Origin of the sequence: Schinkia azotoformans (assembly GCF_035811335.1) — a bacterium.
GTDB lineage: Bacteria > Bacillota > Bacilli > Bacillales > Bacillaceae_J > Schinkia > Schinkia azotoformans.
Genome location: NZ_JARSMD010000017.1, coordinates 61,027 through 78,318 on the forward strand (window position 1 = coordinate 61,027; position 17,292 = coordinate 78,318).

Sequence of the window (17,292 nt, forward strand, 5' to 3'; positions counted from 1 at the left end):
ATTTATTTAACCAAGCCATTTTCAGTCAACCATTGACGTGCTACTTCTGCTATTTCTTTATGTTCAACATCAACTTGATAATTTAAAGTCATCATTGTCTCAGTATTCAATTTAGCTGACAATTCATTTAACAGCTTTGATAGTTCATCGTTTACCACTTCCTTACGAATAACAGGTGCAGCATTATAAGCCGGGAAGAAATATTGATCATCCTCCAATGCCACTAAATTAAAGCCTTTAATACGGCCGTCTGTAGCAAATCCTACAGAAACATCTACTTGTTTATCATTTAAGGCATTATACAGTAACCCGGTATCCATACGTGTTACGTTTTTTGCAGGGAATTTAAATCCATACTTTTTTTCTAATCCTTTTAATCCATCCTCCCGGGCATAAAATTCAGCATTAGACGCAAATTTTAATGCATTTGCATCATGATTAACATAGTTTGCAAGATCAGAAATCGTGTTGATTCCTAATTCATCGGCTAAATCCTTACGCATTAATAGTGCATACGTATTATTAACTTCTGCTTTATCTAACCAAACCAATCCATTTCCCTCATCTATTTCTTTAACAGTTTGATATGTTTTATCAGGGTCTGTCTCAACCTCTTGCTTTTGATAAATTACTAGGGCTGTTCCAGTGTATTCCCAATAAAGATCAACTTGTCCGTTTTCTAGCGCTGTACGTACAACAGTACTTCCCATATTGCTAGCTTCTTCCACATCAAAGCCATTCTCTTTTAAGTAGATGGAAGAAATCTTTGACAATAATAATTGCTCTGTAAAGTCCTTTCCACCAATTGTAATTTTTCCCTTTGATTGTTCAGCAGCAACAGATGGATCCTTTTGATCTTCACCGTTATTACTGCTATTTGAACTACTACAAGCAACCAAACCAAACATTGCTATACATAATACAAATCCTAAGAAAATTCGCTTCATTCTTTATCCCCCTTTGTTTGTTATGCAGCTTCAAGATTACGTTGAATTCCTTTTGATACAACAACTTTTTCAAACATACCTAAAATAAAGTCCAAGAAGATTGCTAGGAAAATGACAGGGATTGCACCCGAAAGCATTATTCCTGTATCAGACATTGCGATCCCAGTAAAGATTAAGTCCCCTAAACCACCTCCTCCAATAAGAAATGCTAAAGCTGCGGAACCTACATTAATAACAATTGATGTTCTTATTCCAGCCAAAATAATGGGAAGTGCATTCGTAATTTCAAGTTTCCAAAGAATTTGCTTTCTCGTCATCCCCATTCCTTCCCCAGCATCAAGAATGGAGCGATTTACGCTTTCAATGCCTGCAACGGTATTACGCAAAATGGGTAATAAGGAATTAAACCACAATGCAAATACAGCAGTTTGCCAGCCAAGGCCTAAATATGACATGATTAAGGCTAAAATAGCAAGGGTTGGGATCGTCTGCCCTACATTCGCAAAATTAATGACAATCCAATCATATTTTTTGTATTTTGGTCTTGTTATGATTATTCCTAATGGAACTGCAATTAAGATAGCAAACAAACTAGATATTGCTACTAATCTTATATGCTGCCCTCCTAAATAAAGAAGGTCTCCCGGGTTATTCATCATAAAATCAAACGAGCCGGCCTTAAAAGCCCAAACAACAATTGCCATTACGATAAACAAAAGTAATATGCGGACAATTTTTTCAAGTTTTTTACCTTTCACATTATCCCTCCTAACAACGTATTGCAGTCACTTCAGACGGGTGCACTGACGTTAAAGATTCAAAATCAGAAACAGTTAATACACCCAATTTATCTCCATTTTGGCCTAGAACAACTGCTTCTCCTGTATGAGAAGATAGAATAATAGATAATGCTGTTCGTAAATTATCACTTAACTGAATTGTAGACTGGCTTCGATGTGGATCATATTTCGTTTGTTTTCTGAACCTTCCTAATTTCTCCAACAAATCCCTAACTGTCAGTAAGGTTAGACGTTTAAGCGAACTGTCACTTCCTATAAAGTCCTCGACAAATTTATTTTTCGGGCTAGCAAGGATATCGTCTGGTGTGTCATATTGCATGAGATGACCATCTTTAAATATTGCTATCTTATTTGCTAGTCTGATTGCTTCATCGATATCATGGCTTACAAACAAAATGGTTTTCTTAACATTCTCCTGAATTTTTAAAAACTCATTTTGAATATGTTCTCGAATAATTGGATCAAGAGCACCAAAAGGTTCATCCATTAACATAATCGGTGGATCAGCAGCTAATGCTCTGGCAATTCCTACTCGTTGCTGCTGTCCCCCCGAAAGCTCCCATGGAAAACGCTTACTAAACTCGTCAGGCTGTAACCCGAATAAATCAAGAAGTTCATCTGATCTTTTTTTCATTTTTACACGATCCCATCCTAATAGTTTAGGAACAACACATATATTTTCCTCAATTGTAAGGTTTGGGAATAAACCATTTTGCTGAATAACATATCCTATTGATCTCCGTAATCTAATTAAGTCTAAGGATTGGGTATCCTGCCCATTGACTTCAATTTTTCCACCTGTAATCGGAATTAATCGGTTTACCATACGCAGTAATGTTGTTTTTCCACATCCTGATGGACCTAGAAAGACACAGATTTCACCAGGATTTACTTCAAAACTAATTGAATCAACTGCGGTTACCTTTTTTGAATCGCTTTCATAAATCTTTGTTACTTTATCAAATTTAATCACATATATCACCTTCCTCTTTTATAAGTGAACTCTTTTTGGACTAATTACTTTTTGGATTCTCCCAAGAATTAAATCTACCGAGATGGCTAAAATTGATACGGCTAAAGCTCCAACCTGTACCATTGTGGTATAGCTTGTAGAGATCCCTCTAGCTATATAAACGCCTAACCCTCCTGCTCCAATGTAGGCAGCAATTGCCCCAATTCCGATCGTGAGGACGATTGCCATCCGAACCCCTGCCATAATAACGGGGAGTGCTAATGGTAGTTCAACCTTGAATAATCTTTGCCAGGTGGTCATTCCCATTCCAATTGCAGCATCTCTTATATTGGGATCAACGTTTTTAATTGCGATATACGTATTCCTTATAATTGGTAACTGGGAGTAGAGAATTAAGGCAACGATTGCTGGAACAAACCCAATCCCTTGGTTAATAATAGAAAAAATCGGAATCATAATCCCAAAAAGTGCTATACTAGGAATGGTCATAATAATTCCTGCGACAGCTAAGACTAAATTCGCTAAGGAATCCTTTTGTGAAATGTATATACCAAAGGGGACTCCCGTTAAAACGGCGACTCCTACAGCTAAGCCTACAAGCTTTATATGCTCTAAGGTTAATTGAAAAAGAGTTGGCCAGTTTCCTTGAATAAAATCAATAATATCCAATACATCCACCTCCCAAGATTTTTTGTTTTCTTGCCAATTTATATATGCAACTTTTGTGCCAACTTAAAAGAACAATAAAACGGGGAAAATACTGAATTTTTTGTAAAGAAGTTAAATAGAATTGGTAAAAAATTTTTACAAATAGAATCCTGTCCATAAATAAAAGAAAATCAGCACCACAAACATGTAGTGCTGATTCCTTTTTAGTTCTTTTACTGATCATTCATGCGGAAAGAACTTGTTCATTTTATATAACAAGCTTTGCCTAGAAATTCCTAGTTTCTTCGCAGCAACAGATTGCTGCCCTAATGCTTCATCAAGTGCTTTTAATATTAACTGTTTTTCAATATCTTCCATTTGTTCCGGCAATGTTTTATTTTGTTCTTTCATGTTTCCAAAGACACTTGGTTCTATGTTTGTCTCGCGAATTTCTCTTTGAAAATCATCCAAAGATAAATGTTCTCCCTGACATAAAACCACGGCACGTTCTATTGCATTTTCCAACTCTCGAACATTACCAGGCCAATGGTAGCTCATTAAAATCCTCATTATTTCACTTGAGGCAAGGAAATTACGACCGTATTTTTTTCGATGTCGGTCTAAAAACTTTTCAACAAGGAGAGGAATGTCATCCTTCCTTTCCCGCAATGATGGAACATAAATATCAACTATATTCAATCTGTAAAATAAATCTTCCCGAAACTGTCCTTCTTCTACCATCTTTTTTAGATCACGATTCGTAGCCACAACAATTCTAACATCTACTTGTTTAATAGAATCGCTCCCAACAGGAATAAATGTTTTGCTTTGTGTAACTTGCAATAGCTTCGCCTGGAAAGAAGGCGTTATTTCACCAATTTCATCTAAAAAAATTGTTCCACCATTTGCTGCTTCGAATTTTCCTTTTCGAGCGGAAACGGCCCCTGTAAACGCCCCTTTTTCATGCCCGAATAGTTCACTTTCCAATAGTTGTTCCGGAATCGAAGCGCAGTTAACAGGTATAAAAGGAGAGTGGGAGCGGTCACTCAATTTATGCAAGGTTTCCGCAATCAAGCTTTTTCCCGTACCGCTTTCCCCTTCCAATAAAACATTGGCATCAGTTGCCGCAACACGATTAATGAGAAGATGAATTTGTTTCATCGCCTTACTTGTTCCTAATAACTCCCCAGATTGCTCTGCTTTTTCTAATTTTTCCTTAAGGATTTGATTTTCTTCTTTTATTTTTAACCATTCTATTGCTCTTTCAATGACGACAATAATTTCTTGAAGTTTTACTGGTTTAACAATATAGTCAAATGCACCAGCCTTCATGGCCAAAACTGCATTTTCGATATTTCCATAAGCAGTCATCATTACAAAAATTTTTGAAGGGTATAGCGATACAAATTCCTCTAATAAATCTAACCCAGAACAATCAGGCAGCTTCAAATCTAGGAAAACAATATTAATTTCCTCGAATTCACTTACTTTACGTCTGGCCTCCTGACCATTTGCCGCAGTTAAAATATGATAATTTTTCTTCGATAGGGAGGTTTGAAATATTTTTAAGAGCTTCGTCTCGTCATCTACTATAAGAATACTTTTCATATTGCTCCACCTTCCTTTGGTAAATAAATACTGATTATAGTCCCATCACCTACCTTACTAAAAGCATCAATTTTCCCATTATGCTCTGTTATAATCTCATAGGCAATTGCCAGCCCTAAACCAGTACCTTCTTTTTTGGTTGTATAGAATGGATTAAAAATCCAGTTAATTTCCGATTCAGGAATTCCTTTTCCTGTATCCTCAATCTCTATTTTCCAATCCCTTATCCTTTCAGTTACTGAAATAGTTAAAACTCCACCATTCTCCATTGCTTGGATACTATTAAGGAAGATATTCAAAAATACTTGATTTAATTTTTTCTCAATTCCTACAAATGGCACTTCATTCACCGTGTTATTTAGTTGTACCGTTATTTGATGCTCATCAAGCTTATTTCGTAATAATGATAAAAGCTCCTGTATTAAAGAAAGCATATTGACCTTAGCTTTTAAATCTTTACTTTCTCCTTTTGACATTTTAAGAAAATCAGTTAATAGAAGATTCATTCGTTCAGCAGTTTCAATAATATCCTGTGTCATATCCTTTAAAACGTCTATTTCGATATTCTCCTCCTGCAACTCCAACTCTATTGCTTCGGCTGCTGCTGTAATAATCCCTAAGGGATTTTTTATTTCATGCGCAATTCCGGCTGTTAACTGTCCAAGTGAAGCTAAACGCTCCGATTGTTTTAAATATGCTTCTATCCTTTTAATTTCACTTACATCTCTTAAAATAAGAAGGGTTCCCATATTTTGATTCTTATCATCATAAAATAGGGAAGAATATATATTAATAATGTGAGTTTGTCCCTGTTTATCATAAATCTCACTTTCCACTTCATTAAATTCTTTCCCCAGTTGAACCGTTTGCCATACAAAAAATTCATCCTTCGATTTCTTTATTGGCAAATCTATGATTTTTTTCCCAATCGCTTCTTTCCTACTGAATAAAGTTAGTTGTTCTGCACCTTTATTAAAAGTTACTATATTTCCTTCTTTATCAATTGTAATAACAGCATAAGGTATGGATTCTAAAATATTAATTAACTTTTTCTGCCTTTTTGATAATTCTCTAGCCATCTCATCCATTGTTATAGATAAGGTTTCGAGCTCATCTCCTGTTTTGATGATTTGAAAGCTCTGACGAAATCCATCCTTATATTCCCTTGCCTGTTTCGTCAAATGTGTAATTGGTTCCACAAATCTGGACGTTGCATAAAATGTAAAAATCAACGTCAGTAATGTGACTGTTAAAAATCCTTTCAATAATAATTCCTGAACATTTTTTGTCGATGCTAAAGCTTGCTGAATCGGCTCCCCTACAATAATACCGAAATTACCTAATTGGATTGGCTGATAAGCAAAAAACATCCTTTTATTAAATAAATCCCCTTCCCAAATTCCTGATTTATTCTTATATAAGTAGTCTCCAAGCTGATGTGTTGCAATATTCGTTCCAATAAACGATGAATCACTATGGCTTATAACATTTCCGTCACGATCAATGAGAGCGTTTACACCATCAACTCCAATTTTCACTTGATTTAAATACTGTGATAAAACATCTAAATTAATAAAGGCAATAATTCCACCTTTAAATAAACCATGTTCGTCAATGATCGGAACCGATACTGCAATAACTTTTTTTCCATTTTCTAATGAAAATAAATTTGAGATATAATATGTTTTGCTCCATGATAAACGGTCAAATATATCAACAGACTTTGGGGAATCGGAGATATAAACATTTGGTATCGCAAATAAGGTATCACCGTGTTCATCCACTAATTTGCTGTGAAGAAATAATGGATTACGTGATATAATCTTTTCCGCCTCTTCAATATCTATTACTTCTCCTTCCTGCACCCTCAAAGCATACTCAGACAAAACCCTCAACTCGTTTATTATATTAGAAAAAATATAATTCATTTTCTTTCCAACCGTCTGCGCCATCAACTCATTCCTATAATTTTTTTCCTCACTAACAGATTTGTTCATCACCTGAGTAGTTATCAAATATAGAAGCGAAAGTGCACATAAAGTAAGGAGTAGTGTGATTAATAAATATCGTTTTGTAATTTTTGAACGAAAAAATTGTTTCATTTATTTCACTCCAATTTGTTAAGGAGATTCATATAAGGTTAATTATAATACTAGCATACTTTTATAACTTTTTTAATATTACAAACTTTAAAGGGATGACTGTATTATGTCATCCCCTCATAATTTAGAATAATACAAGGGGCTTGTAATCCCTTGTTTGTCTAAGAGCAATTACCTTTTCTTGATTAATCCACCAATCAGATTGCAAAGTTTCGTAATTTACGATGAGGCTCTCCTCGTTATTGTTTGCAGCAATTACGGGCTGGTCTAATCCATAAAGTGGGTCAATCGTGTACATGCCACTTCTTCCACCTACAGTTCCCTCCTTCTTTATTGAATTAGCTACCAATACATAGGCTTGATTACCTAATGCAATCGCATCCCATGTTGTTAGGGCCCCTTCAGGGTAGAGATTGACTGAAACATTTTTATTTATTTCTCTTTCCTTTCCAAACTCTCCATACCAATTAGAAGGAATGATGATTGTATCCGCCCGCTTTACGGCCAATATACCACTTACTTCGGGAAAAGCAGCATCATTTCCTATCATTATTCCAATTCTGCCTATACTGTTGGTGTCAAAAACCTCAATTTTCTCCCCCGGTGTTGCCCACCTTTTCTCTTCCTCATTTAGATGTATTTTCCGGTAATGTCCAATAACCTCTCCAAATTCATCAATTACGATTGCTGAATTGTATAGCAATGATTTCTCTTTTTCTAAGAATCCTAAGACAATATGGATGTTCCACCTTTTTGCTAAGTCTCTATATTGTTTTATAAAAATGTCATTCACCGTTTCTGCTAATCCCATAATCTCTTCTATAGGAATCCCCGCAACTGTTCCAGTCATTGCCAGTTCCGGAAATACAACTAGATCTAGCTTGTTCCCCTTTTGTCTTAAATTAGTGACGGTTTCCTCTATTAGTTGCTTATGTTTGGCAAGATTTTGTTTTTTATCTAAAGGAACGATTTCAGTTTGAAAAATAGCAGCTGTAATTTTTTCCGTTACCGTACTTTTTGTAAAATCCCAAGGGGCAATGTACAGCATGAGCTCTCTATAGTTTTCAGGCCTTCGTTCACGCAACCGTTCTTTTCCGGGATTTTGATAAAGATCTTTATTAATCGTTCCAAATAAAATTAATGGTTCATGAACTGACTGTTCCGGTGTTGGAATGTATGGGGCTTCCGCCACCTTTTCACCCAGAGGTGACCAGATGGCACTTGCGCCAACCATGTGGTGCCCATTTTCGCAATTTGAGCGATTTGCGCTTACGACATATAAACCATTTGTTTCAGCCCGATCCTGTAGTAATGAAATGGTTTGGGAGCTAGAGTTAGTAGGAAATGCCAGAATATTAGCACCTTGAACAGCAGCTAATCTTGCTGATTCAAAGAAAACGGAATCCATACAAATATTGATTGCAATATTTCCAATTTCAGTTTCAAATACCGGAACACCTAAATCTCCAATCGCTGCCCAGTGCGCTTCACTTTCCCATAAATGGATTTTGCGATATTTACCAATATATCCGTCTGGACCTATTAATGCCGCTGAGTTGTAATATAGTCCTGTTTCCGAATCTTGTTCAGGCATGCCTATAACGATAAAAGTTTTATAGCTTTTAGCCAATGATTCAAAGAAGGCTGTTGTATGTCCGGGTATAAGGTCTACAAATGAAGCAATCGCCTTTCGATCTTTATAGTAATACCCTGTTGTTGCCATCTCAGGTGTAATGATAAGCTTTGCACCTTGTTGAGCAGCCTCTTCTATTACAGCAAATAAAGCCTTTATATTTTTTTCCCTTTCATTTAAGACCGGATTAAATTGTATACAAGCAACCTTAAATGAATTATTATTCGTGTTCATTAAAACACTCCCTCCATAAACTCCCTTATGAAAGTTATTTTTAAAGTCCACAAGCTTCCGCAAGAACTTCTACTAAATGAAGACTTCGTAACGGAACGGCACTTGGAGTTCTTTCTACACCTAAATTCATTTGAAGTAAGCAACCGGGGTTCGTTGTCACAATGGTTCTTGCTTTCGTACTTAAAATATCCTTTATTTTATCATCCAAGATCATCATCGATTCTTCAAAATGAAGAAGATTATAGATTCCTCCAGAACCACAGCACATATGACTACTTTTAAGTTCTATATACATTGCACCTGGAATTGACTTTAAAAGCTGCCTTGGCGGCTCAATTATTCCTTGAACATTACGAAGGTGACAAGAGTCCTGATAAGTTATGATCCCCTCCCAGTCTTTTTTAAATGGAAGTGGACCAAATTGAACTAGCAGTTGACTAATATCCTTTGTTTTTGACACAAATTGTCGGGCCCGCTCCTTCCATTCAGGCTCATCATCAAGTAAATGATCATACTCATGGAGCATGGCCCCACACCCACCAGCATTATTGACATAGTAATCAGCACCACTTTTTTCAAATGCAATAATATTCGCCTTTGCTAATCCCCTCGCCTCTTTATTCATACCTTGATGAGAATGTAGGGCACCGCAGCATTGTTGCTCTTGAACAACGACCACCTCACAACCGGCTAAGGATAATAGTTCAATTGATTGGCGATTAATTTTATACATTAAGCCATCCATTATACAGCCGATAAAGAAGCCGACTCTTGCTTTTTTTGTGCCTTTTGCTGGAATGACTTGACCAATTTGGTTTCGTTTTGTTGGACTTTCCAATTTTGGAAGAACTTTTTCAAATTGAGCCATAGAGGGAGAAATTTTCTCGATGATCTTTGTTTTCTGGACAAGTTTGTTTACGCGTAACGCTTGATAGAGCCAGAACATATTACCAACTGCTCTCATTCTTGTTGGATAAGGAAATAATTTTGTTAACACAAGCTTTTTAATTTTTCCTTGCCTTTTTATATGATTCTGTTTCGTTTGTTTTTCCGTTATGACTTCTTTAGCCGATTCCAAAATATGACCATATGGAACATTAACCGGGCAGGCTACTTCACAAGCCCTGCAGCCTAGACATAAATCAATCGGTTCAGCCAAATGTTCCTCTATATCGATCTTTCTTTCTGCAGCCATTTTTACCAAGTTAATCCGACCACGAGGTGAAGCCGTTTCTTTTCCCATCATTTTGTATGTTGGGCATACTGGCAAACAATATCCACACTGAATACATTTGTTTGTATCTTCATACGTTAACTCAAAAAGCTTTTTGGAATGCAAATCATCTGGTATTGGATTCATTTCTTTTTTTACCACTGTCAATCCGTTAGCACCACCTTTGTTATTCCTGGTTTCGGAAAAATTTTTCCAGGATTTAAGATGTTATTAGGATCCCAAGCTTGTTTAATAGATCTCATCAATTCAAGACCCGCTTTGCCAAGCTCCATCTCCATATAAGGCGCTTTCAGTATTCCAATTCCATGCTCACCAGACAAAGTACCGCCTAGTTGAACTGCTGCCTCAAAAATTTCACTAACTGCGTTCTCTACTCTCTTCATTTCCTCTTTATTTCGTTTATCTGTAATAATATTTGGATGCATATTACCGTCCCCGGCATGACCAAACACTACTAATGTAAGATTATATTTTTCTCGAATTTCTTTTAGTCTTTCCATCATCGCTGGAATTTGGCTTCGTGGTACAGTTGCATCCTCCGAAATTTTAGTAGGTCCCAATTGAGTAATCGCGGGCGACACCATTTTTCTAGCCTTCCAAATTTCATCCCGCTCTTTATCTGTTTTTGCAACCTTGACAGTAGTTGCCCCTACTGAGAGGCAGATCTCTTCACAAGCTTTTATCTCTTCGTCAATAGTTAAAGGATGACCGTCTACTTCTATAACTAGTAGTGCTTCAGCATCAAGTGGTAAACCTGTTGGCTGATAATTTTCTACAGCCCTTATACAGGAATTATCCATTAACTCCATTGCAGCGGGTAATATTCCATTGGACAAGATGTTTGTAATCGCATATCCCGAATCGACAAGTTGTCCAAATGTAGCTAGCAATGTTTTCCTTGCCTTTGGCTTCGGGATTAAACGTAAGATTACTTCGGTTACAATTCCCAGCGTACCTTCTGAACCAACGATTAACCGCGTTAAATCGTAGCCAGTAACGTTTTTTACCGTTTTTCCACCTGTTCTAACAATATCTCCGGTTGGTGTAACGACTTCGAGACCGATTACATATTCCTTTGTTGTCCCATATTTTAACCCCTTAGGCCCACTTGAATTTTCAAGCAAATTCCCGCCAATCGTTGATACATGGGAGCTACTGGGATCCGGGGGATAAAATAATCCAACTTTTTCGGCCTCTTGATGGATATTGGCTGTTATCACTCCAGGTGATGCTATGGCTAGTAAATTTTCTTTATCAATCACAAGTTTTTTACTCATTTGGGACATGTCAAGGATGATTCCACCTTCAACCGGTAGAGAACCACCACTTAAGGAAGTTGCCGAGCCTCGTGGATAAATTGGGACAAGGAATGTATTTGCTAGTTTAACAATTTTGCTGATTTCTTCTGCATCAATTGGTTGAACCGCCAGATCAGGTAAATATTGTCCGAATGAAGCATCATAACTATAAGAATATAAATCCTCTAATTTAGTAAACAGTCTATTTTCAGGTATAAATTCTTTAATCGCTTGGAATATTTGTTTATTCAATTTTCTTCCACTCCCCTATGAAGCATTTTAGAGTCCAAGTAATTGTTTTGGATTGCTTACTATCATTTTAGTAATCTCTTTATCTGACAAACCGGCCTGAAGCATATCATCCACAAATCGACTTAAGGCTCTAACGGGAGGGATATTATGACTTTGTCCATAGTCCGTTACCATCACACAAGAATCCGCACCGAGAATTTTTATCGTCTCTGCCATCTCCTCTGTTCTAATATCATTAAAATCATCACTACAAGCTAAGTAACATTTTTCTAAAATACAACCTTTTTTTACAAATTTCTTTTCCAATTCATGCGGAATACGTGCTATTCCTAGATCAGTGTGCTGGATTAAAATTTTTTCAACCTTATGTTCAATTGCAGCATCTACTAACACATCAACTTCCTTTGCCGCCAGATGTCCTGTTGCAAGGATTATATTTGCCTCCGCAATTAAATCTAATATTTCATGAACCTCCGGAAGAATACTCCTATTTTCATCCCATATTTCAAGTCCGTAACTATGTTTCAGACTTTTTTTGCTATTAAAAAACTTTGTTTTCTTTTTCCCAAAGTAACGTTGATGTTCTTCCGCAGAAAATGTTGGCATCCAAATGATTTTAGCCCCCAACCGGATTGCGGTATCAACTGTTGCTGGCGACAGACCACCTGTAAAGTGATTACATACGATACCTCCATATACACGAAGTTGTGGTTCTTTTTCACGTATTAACGCAGCTCTATCGACAGTTTGAGCCTCATGCGCTTTTAACACAACGCCTGACATTTTTGCTTCTTTTATATCCTCTATTAACTCCCAATCCGTTTGCTTTCTTGGGAACAAACTTGGGGCACTATGAACATGTAGCTCTATTGCCCCTTCTAATAACGGGTGAAATGGTATATTCATTACTTAACTCCCCTTTTCATGGTTAGTTCTTTTATTTCTAAATATGCAAGAATTGTGCCATTGTTTATACCCATTAGCGTGGACTCATTTATCAATTAAATTGTGATTGAATATTAAGAACAATAAAATTAATTTACTTAGATTTGTAAAAATTTTTTTCGTTATTATCTTTTATTTTTTACAAATTGTGTGACAATATTAACTCCATCATTCACTATTGTTCGCTATAATTAAATTTATAATAAATGTTCAATTTCGAGGTGATGTTCTTGATGATTAGAAAATTAACAAATCGCGAATTAGTTTCTCAGATTGAAAGTATCTTGAAGGTGAAAAAGAAAGATAGAAACTTTTTTAATAACGAGAAGATTGAAGATATTTATTTCGAATTGATTGAAGAAGAAAAGTCAAGGATAGAATTAGGACTTCGAAGCAGCTTAGAACTTTTATTTTTAACGGCCTTAATCAAGTTTAAATTAATTTTCATTGGATTTAAAGATTCCTTTCATATGATGGTTGGCAAAAATCAACTTCATTAACTTTCAAGGAAGGTATATCACAATGTACTATACTCAAAATTGTAATCATCAATCATCTTGTTTACGCATTGTTCCGGTTTTTCAGGGGTTGGATCATGAAGAGCTGGCAACTATACAATCTGTGACAAATAGCAGTTGTTATAAAAAGGGCGACTATATTTTTCGTGAAGGGGAGCATTCTGACTCTCTTTTTGTTGTCCATGAAGGTTTAATCAAGCTTTCAAAACTGAACGAAGAGGGGAAGGAGCAAATTATTCGTCTCCTATTTCCCGGGGATTTTTTTGGACAATTTGCCTTGCTGCAAAATAGTAACCATTATGCTAATGCAGAAGCACTTGAACAAACAACAATTTGCTCGATTGAAAAAGCAGCCTTTTTAGATACGCTTGGCAAAAATCCGACGATGGCGCTTCACTTCATTAACGCTTTAAATAATCGCTTGTTTTTGGCTGATGAGTGGATGAGTCTACTGAGCCTTATGGAGGTTGAGAAACGGTTAGCGAGGGTCATTCTGCTATTTTTCGAAAAGGTTGAGGTTAGGAATAACGAGTTTATGTTACCGATCCCAAAAAAGGATTTAGCTTCATTGATAGGAACAACACCTGAAACTCTGAGCCGCAAATTACTATCGTTTGCGGAACAAGAAATTATTGCAGTAAAGCAGCGCAGAGTGATTCAGGTGCTCAATTTGGATACACTAAAAGATTTAGCTGGTTTGTGATTATTGCATCAATGCTTAAGATTATGCTTCTTCGTTAATTTTTACCGCCATAATTCGATAATGCTCTGGCCCTAATTCGTTAATAATCGCATTCATACCAAGAGCACTTAATGCATTGATTAACGGTTGCGCATAAAGTGGTAAATGAATTTCGAAAATGGTCCCTGCAGGGGCCTGTTTTACGTAGTCCAATATTTCACCGCGTGGATGTTCCCCTCTTTTAATATTTTCACGTACATCAATAATGGCTTTGTTTCCTTCTAATTTAACATCAAGCATCTTTCTGCACCGCCTGTCTAGTATTTATTAAAAAGTTAACAACATGATCGGATGGTAATGGTCTACTAAAATAGTAGCCTTGAATCACATCACATGATGATTTTTTTACATAGGATAATTGTTTATATGTTTCGACCCCTTCTGCCACTACATTAAGTTTAAGATCATGGGCCATTGTCGTAATCGCTGCTGTCAGCGCCTTGCTGCTTGGATTTGTATCAATATCGAAGATAAATGAGCGATCAATTTTCAGCGTATTAACCGGTAATTCTTTTAAATAATTTAAAGAGGAATAGCCTGTTCCAAAGTCATCAATCGAAATTTGAACGCCGATCTCCTTCAACTGCTGCAGTACTGAAATAGCTGAATCAATATCATGGATCACAACTCCTTCAGTGATTTCCAGCTCCAGACATTCCGGTTCAATGGAAGTTTCTTTGATAATGGCTTTAATTTTTTCAACCATATTTTTTTGTAAAAATTGTTGGGCTGACAAATTAACGGCAATGCGGAGTGAGTGAAAACCCGCTTTTTCCCACTCCTTTACTTTCAAACAAGCATTTTTTAAAACCCAGTCCCCAATTGGAAGGATTAATCCTGTTTCTTCAGCTATCGGTATGAACTCGGAAGGTGGAATATTTCCCAGGTCTGGATGATTCCATCTTAATAACGCCTCAAAGCCGATGACTTTTTCGTTTCTTAAATCTAATTGCGGCTGGAAATTTAGCGATAATTCGTTTTTCTCCAATGCTTTACGGAGGTTATTTTCAATGATGAGCCGTTCATAACAACCAGCATTGACCTCAACATTTGCTTTTTCATACTGATTTCTACCTTTTTTCTTTGCCCTGTACATGGCTGAATCAGCGTTTGTAAGAAGATTTTCATCATCGTCCCCATCGTATGGAAAAAGACTGATTCCAATACTTGTTGATATATGGATTTCAATATCATGTAGTGAAAAAGGTTGAGACAAACCGGAAACGATCCTTTTCGCGATATTTTCAGCATCCGCTTCATTTTGCAAATTCTGCAATACGCAAACAAATTCATCCCCACTCATTCGAGCTAGTATATGTTCCTCACCAATGCTGTTTTTCAGTCTTTCGGAGGCCTGTTGCAATAATAAATCCCCATAAGAATGGCCTAATGTATCATTTACAAATTTGAAGCGATCAAGATCCATATATAAAACAGCAAAGATCTTATCATTCTTTTGCGAATGGACTAGAATCTTTTTCAGCTGTTTTTGTAATAAATAGCGATTAGGCAATTTCGTTAATGGATCAAGCTCACTTTTTTCATAGTTTGAAAACATAATGACGGCATGTTGCGTGATTCCATTTTCATCTTTGATTGGACTCACATTGACCCATTGTGTTTTTGTGCCGTTATTTTTTAGTTTTAGCTCGATTTCTCCTTGCCATTGCCTTGTTGCATTAATGGTATAGCTAAACAACCAATTGGCTTTTTGATTGAGAATTTCGCTCTCGCTATAGCCACTCCTTTTAAGGAAAGTTGAATTGGCAAATTGAATCGTTCCGTCCATATTTGTGATCAGAATACCATCCTGTAATTGTTGAAGTGCTTCTTTATAAAGATTCAAAGACCCCTCACCTCCGGTTCCATCCCGCTATGTGGATTATGATACTACGCTAATTCATAGAAGTAATTGATTTAAATCAAGGTTTTTATTTTGTGGTTTTGTGATAATGATTATCAGTGAGAGAATGGAGTTGAATGATCGAAATGAATACGATGAATTTATTTACCTTTGAAGATATGAAAAAAATTAAACGAAACACATTAGGAGAATCTGTGCCGTTAGAGCTATTTCGCTCTGTAAGATTAATCGGCATGTATCAAGGTTTACCGATGAAAGGGAAAAATACAACAATGACGGTGGGGCGAAAAATTGGCGAAAGCATGCAGGTTTCCTCAATCGAAGAAGTCTTGGAGTTGTTTGAACAATTGAAAATAGGCATTCCGCGGATACTTTCGCAAAACGATAATGAAATTCATATTGCTATTGAGGACTGCTTCTGTGAAGGTCTTCCCGTCCACGAAGGAAATATGGTTTGCGACCTAGAAGGAGCTATTTTGGAAGGCGCGCTATCCTCGATTTATGAGGGCGAAATTCATGTTCGCGAAGTGAAGTGCAATGTAAACGGTGATGAGGATTGCGAGTATAAGATCAAGTTTTCGTAACGGACTATGGGGACAGACACCACCCTCCAGTAGGTGCGCCAGTTGCGTCACCAGCAGTGCCTGTCCCCTCTATTCAGTTTCTTTTAATAATCATCGATGGATAGTCCCGACGGTGTATCCAAATCCTTTGATAACAGTGCAACGGCTTCTTCCTTTGTTTCCACGACCGGAAATATTAATGTGAGTTTAGTAATTTTAAATAGTTGCAGGATCGAAGGTTTGTTAATTACAACTACCATTCGATTCCGATTTTGATTCTTTAGCTTTTTAGCAATGCTTACTAAAATGCCAAATCCTGTACTGTCTATCGTCTTTACATTTTGTAAATCCAAAATGTAGCCGTCACAATCGACTAGAAGTGAAAATATTTCTTCGCGAATTTTTTCAGTTTGACCGTATACCAGCTCTCCTGAAAACATGATCCTTTGAAACCCATGAAGGATTTCCGACCGAATCTCAACACTATTATTTTCAATCATATAATTCATCCCGCATTCTTATTTTCAATATGTTTCGGCCCTGCTCATCCCTACTAAATGACCATTCATCTGCAATTTCGTTAATGATTAATAGACCTCTGCCGCTTTCCTCCCATAATACATCATCAAATGTTTGGGTAGAGAGATTCTCTAATACTATATCGGAAATCTGTGCACCATAGTTTTTAATAATAAAATCTGTATACTCTTCTGTTTTAATGATTGAAAATGAAATAGAAGCATTAGTTCGATCTGAATACTGTATTGCATTAATTAAACCTTCATTGATCGCAAAGCATTTTTTTATTTGATCCTCTTCTTCTAAATTTTGTAATGCTTCCCTACTTAAATGATGTAATATTGGTAAAGATGTTGAGGTGGATGGACAATCTACCTCAACCATTAATTGTTTTGTCAACATTTGCCCCACT

17 protein-coding genes are annotated in these 17,292 nt (G+C 36.5%); 3 read left to right on the top strand and 14 right to left on the bottom strand.

Annotated features, from left to right (window positions below; all coding sequences use genetic code 11):
- Nucleotides 1-2 precede the first annotated feature (2 nt).
- From P9E47_RS10055 to P9E47_RS10100, 10 genes are all read right to left on the bottom strand, one after another.
- Entirely contained in the window at nt 3-947 is a 945-nt protein-coding gene (locus tag P9E47_RS10055) for a glycine betaine ABC transporter substrate-binding protein (RefSeq protein ID WP_326163336.1), read from the bottom strand.
- Nucleotides 948-967: 20 nt separating this feature from the next.
- The gene (locus tag P9E47_RS10060; RefSeq protein ID WP_035198423.1) at nt 968-1,705 is read right to left on the bottom strand and encodes an ABC transporter permease; all 738 of its coding nucleotides are present in this window, start codon (nt 1,703-1,705) and stop codon (nt 968-970) included.
- Between the two features lie 10 nt (nt 1,706-1,715).
- Nucleotides 1,716-2,720 carry an ABC transporter ATP-binding protein gene (locus P9E47_RS10065; protein WP_326163338.1) on the bottom strand — a complete coding sequence of 335 codons (1,005 nt, stop codon included), beginning with the start codon at nt 2,718-2,720 and terminating at the stop codon, nt 1,716-1,718.
- 18 nt (nt 2,721-2,738) lie between these two features.
- The gene (locus tag P9E47_RS10070; RefSeq protein WP_003332864.1) at nt 2,739-3,389 is read right to left on the bottom strand and encodes an ABC transporter permease; all 651 of its coding nucleotides are present in this window, start codon (nt 3,387-3,389) and stop codon (nt 2,739-2,741) included.
- 219 nt (nt 3,390-3,608) lie between these two features.
- Nucleotides 3,609-4,976, bottom strand: a complete 1,368-nt coding sequence (locus P9E47_RS10075) for a sigma-54-dependent transcriptional regulator (RefSeq protein ID WP_003332862.1) — start codon at nt 4,974-4,976, stop codon at nt 3,609-3,611.
- The gene (locus P9E47_RS10080) at nt 4,973-7,078 is read right to left on the bottom strand and encodes a sensor histidine kinase (protein ID WP_003332861.1); all 2,106 of its coding nucleotides are present in this window, start codon (nt 7,076-7,078) and stop codon (nt 4,973-4,975) included. The genes P9E47_RS10075 and P9E47_RS10080 overlap by 4 nt, the downstream gene beginning before the upstream one ends.
- A 124-nt stretch (nt 7,079-7,202) precedes the next feature.
- Nucleotides 7,203-8,945 (bottom strand): nitrilase-related carbon-nitrogen hydrolase, encoded by a 1,743-nt coding sequence (locus P9E47_RS10085; protein ID WP_326163340.1) that lies wholly within the window; start codon nt 8,943-8,945, stop codon nt 7,203-7,205.
- A 40-nt stretch (nt 8,946-8,985) separates the two neighbouring features.
- Complete coding sequence (locus P9E47_RS10090; protein WP_003332859.1) at nt 8,986-10,326, bottom strand: (Fe-S)-binding protein; 1,341 nt, start codon at nt 10,324-10,326, stop codon at nt 8,986-8,988.
- A complete protein-coding gene (locus tag P9E47_RS10095) occupies nt 10,323-11,729 on the bottom strand; it encodes an FAD-binding oxidoreductase (RefSeq protein WP_326163341.1) in 1,407 nt (468 codons plus the stop codon). The genes P9E47_RS10090 and P9E47_RS10095 overlap by 4 nt, the downstream gene beginning before the upstream one ends.
- 27 nt (nt 11,730-11,756) lie before the next feature.
- Complete coding sequence (locus tag P9E47_RS10100) at nt 11,757-12,635, bottom strand: DUF6282 family protein (RefSeq protein ID WP_003332857.1); 879 nt, start codon at nt 12,633-12,635, stop codon at nt 11,757-11,759.
- A 272-nt stretch (nt 12,636-12,907) separates the two neighbouring features.
- Here P9E47_RS10100 and P9E47_RS10105 point away from each other — a divergent pair, with 272 nt between their 5' ends.
- Both P9E47_RS10105 and P9E47_RS10110 read left to right on the top strand, forming a co-directional pair.
- Entirely contained in the window at nt 12,908-13,174 is a 267-nt protein-coding gene (locus P9E47_RS10105; protein ID WP_003332856.1) for a hypothetical protein, read from the top strand.
- Nucleotides 13,175-13,196: 22 nt separating this feature from the next.
- Nucleotides 13,197-13,895 carry a Crp/Fnr family transcriptional regulator gene (locus P9E47_RS10110; RefSeq protein ID WP_003332854.1) on the top strand — a complete coding sequence of 233 codons (699 nt, stop codon included), beginning with the start codon at nt 13,197-13,199 and terminating at the stop codon, nt 13,893-13,895.
- Between the two features lie 21 nt (nt 13,896-13,916).
- Here P9E47_RS10110 and P9E47_RS10115 read toward each other — a convergent pair whose 3' ends face one another.
- Both P9E47_RS10115 and P9E47_RS10120 read right to left on the bottom strand, forming a co-directional pair.
- Nucleotides 13,917-14,174, bottom strand: a complete 258-nt coding sequence (locus tag P9E47_RS10115; RefSeq protein ID WP_326154753.1) for an amino acid decarboxylase — start codon at nt 14,172-14,174, stop codon at nt 13,917-13,919.
- Nucleotides 14,167-15,780 (bottom strand): sensor domain-containing protein, encoded by a 1,614-nt coding sequence (locus P9E47_RS10120; RefSeq protein ID WP_326163342.1) that lies wholly within the window; start codon nt 15,778-15,780, stop codon nt 14,167-14,169. Before P9E47_RS10120 ends, P9E47_RS10115 begins: the two co-directional genes overlap by 8 nt.
- A 134-nt stretch (nt 15,781-15,914) precedes the next feature.
- Here P9E47_RS10120 and P9E47_RS10125 point away from each other — a divergent pair, with 134 nt between their 5' ends.
- Nucleotides 15,915-16,382, top strand: coding sequence for a 4-vinyl reductase (locus P9E47_RS10125; RefSeq protein ID WP_326163343.1), 468 nt, complete (start codon nt 15,915-15,917; stop codon nt 16,380-16,382).
- 83 nt (nt 16,383-16,465) lie between these two features.
- On the opposite strand, the gene P9E47_RS10130 is transcribed toward P9E47_RS10125, so the two are convergent.
- On the bottom strand, nt 16,466-16,861 hold the full coding sequence (locus P9E47_RS10130) for an STAS domain-containing protein (RefSeq protein ID WP_003332850.1): 396 nt from the start codon (nt 16,859-16,861) through the stop codon (nt 16,466-16,468).
- On the bottom strand, nt 16,854-17,282 hold the full coding sequence (locus tag P9E47_RS10135) for an ATP-binding protein (protein ID WP_003332849.1): 429 nt from the start codon (nt 17,280-17,282) through the stop codon (nt 16,854-16,856). The genes P9E47_RS10130 and P9E47_RS10135 overlap by 8 nt, the downstream gene beginning before the upstream one ends.
- Nucleotides 17,283-17,292 lie beyond the last annotated feature (10 nt).

What these genes read in the sequence shown, in the direction of transcription:
- P9E47_RS10130 (WP_003332850.1), bottom strand. Translation starts at nt 16,861, where the DNA reads ATGATTGAAAATAATAGTGTTGAGATTCGGTCGGAAATCCTTCATGGG.
- P9E47_RS10085 (WP_326163340.1), bottom strand. Translation starts at nt 8,945, where the DNA reads ATGAACACGAATAATAATTCATTTAAGGTTGCTTGTATACAATTTAAT.
- P9E47_RS10075 (WP_003332862.1), bottom strand. Translation starts at nt 4,976, where the DNA reads ATGAAAAGTATTCTTATAGTAGATGACGAGACGAAGCTCTTAAAAATA.
- P9E47_RS10125 (WP_326163343.1), top strand. Translation starts at nt 15,915, where the DNA reads ATGATCGAAATGAATACGATGAATTTATTTACCTTTGAAGATATGAAA.
- P9E47_RS10105 (WP_003332856.1), top strand. Translation starts at nt 12,908, where the DNA reads ATGATTAGAAAATTAACAAATCGCGAATTAGTTTCTCAGATTGAAAGT.
- P9E47_RS10100 (WP_003332857.1), bottom strand. Translation starts at nt 12,635, where the DNA reads ATGAATATACCATTTCACCCGTTATTAGAAGGGGCAATAGAGCTACAT.
- P9E47_RS10135 (WP_003332849.1), bottom strand. Translation starts at nt 17,282, where the DNA reads ATGTTGACAAAACAATTAATGGTTGAGGTAGATTGTCCATCCACCTCA.
- P9E47_RS10110 (WP_003332854.1), top strand. Translation starts at nt 13,197, where the DNA reads ATGTACTATACTCAAAATTGTAATCATCAATCATCTTGTTTACGCATT.
- P9E47_RS10115 (WP_326154753.1), bottom strand. Translation starts at nt 14,174, where the DNA reads ATGCTTGATGTTAAATTAGAAGGAAACAAAGCCATTATTGATGTACGT.
- P9E47_RS10080 (WP_003332861.1), bottom strand. Translation starts at nt 7,078, where the DNA reads ATGAAACAATTTTTTCGTTCAAAAATTACAAAACGATATTTATTAATC.
- P9E47_RS10055 (WP_326163336.1), bottom strand. Translation starts at nt 947, where the DNA reads ATGAAGCGAATTTTCTTAGGATTTGTATTATGTATAGCAATGTTTGGT.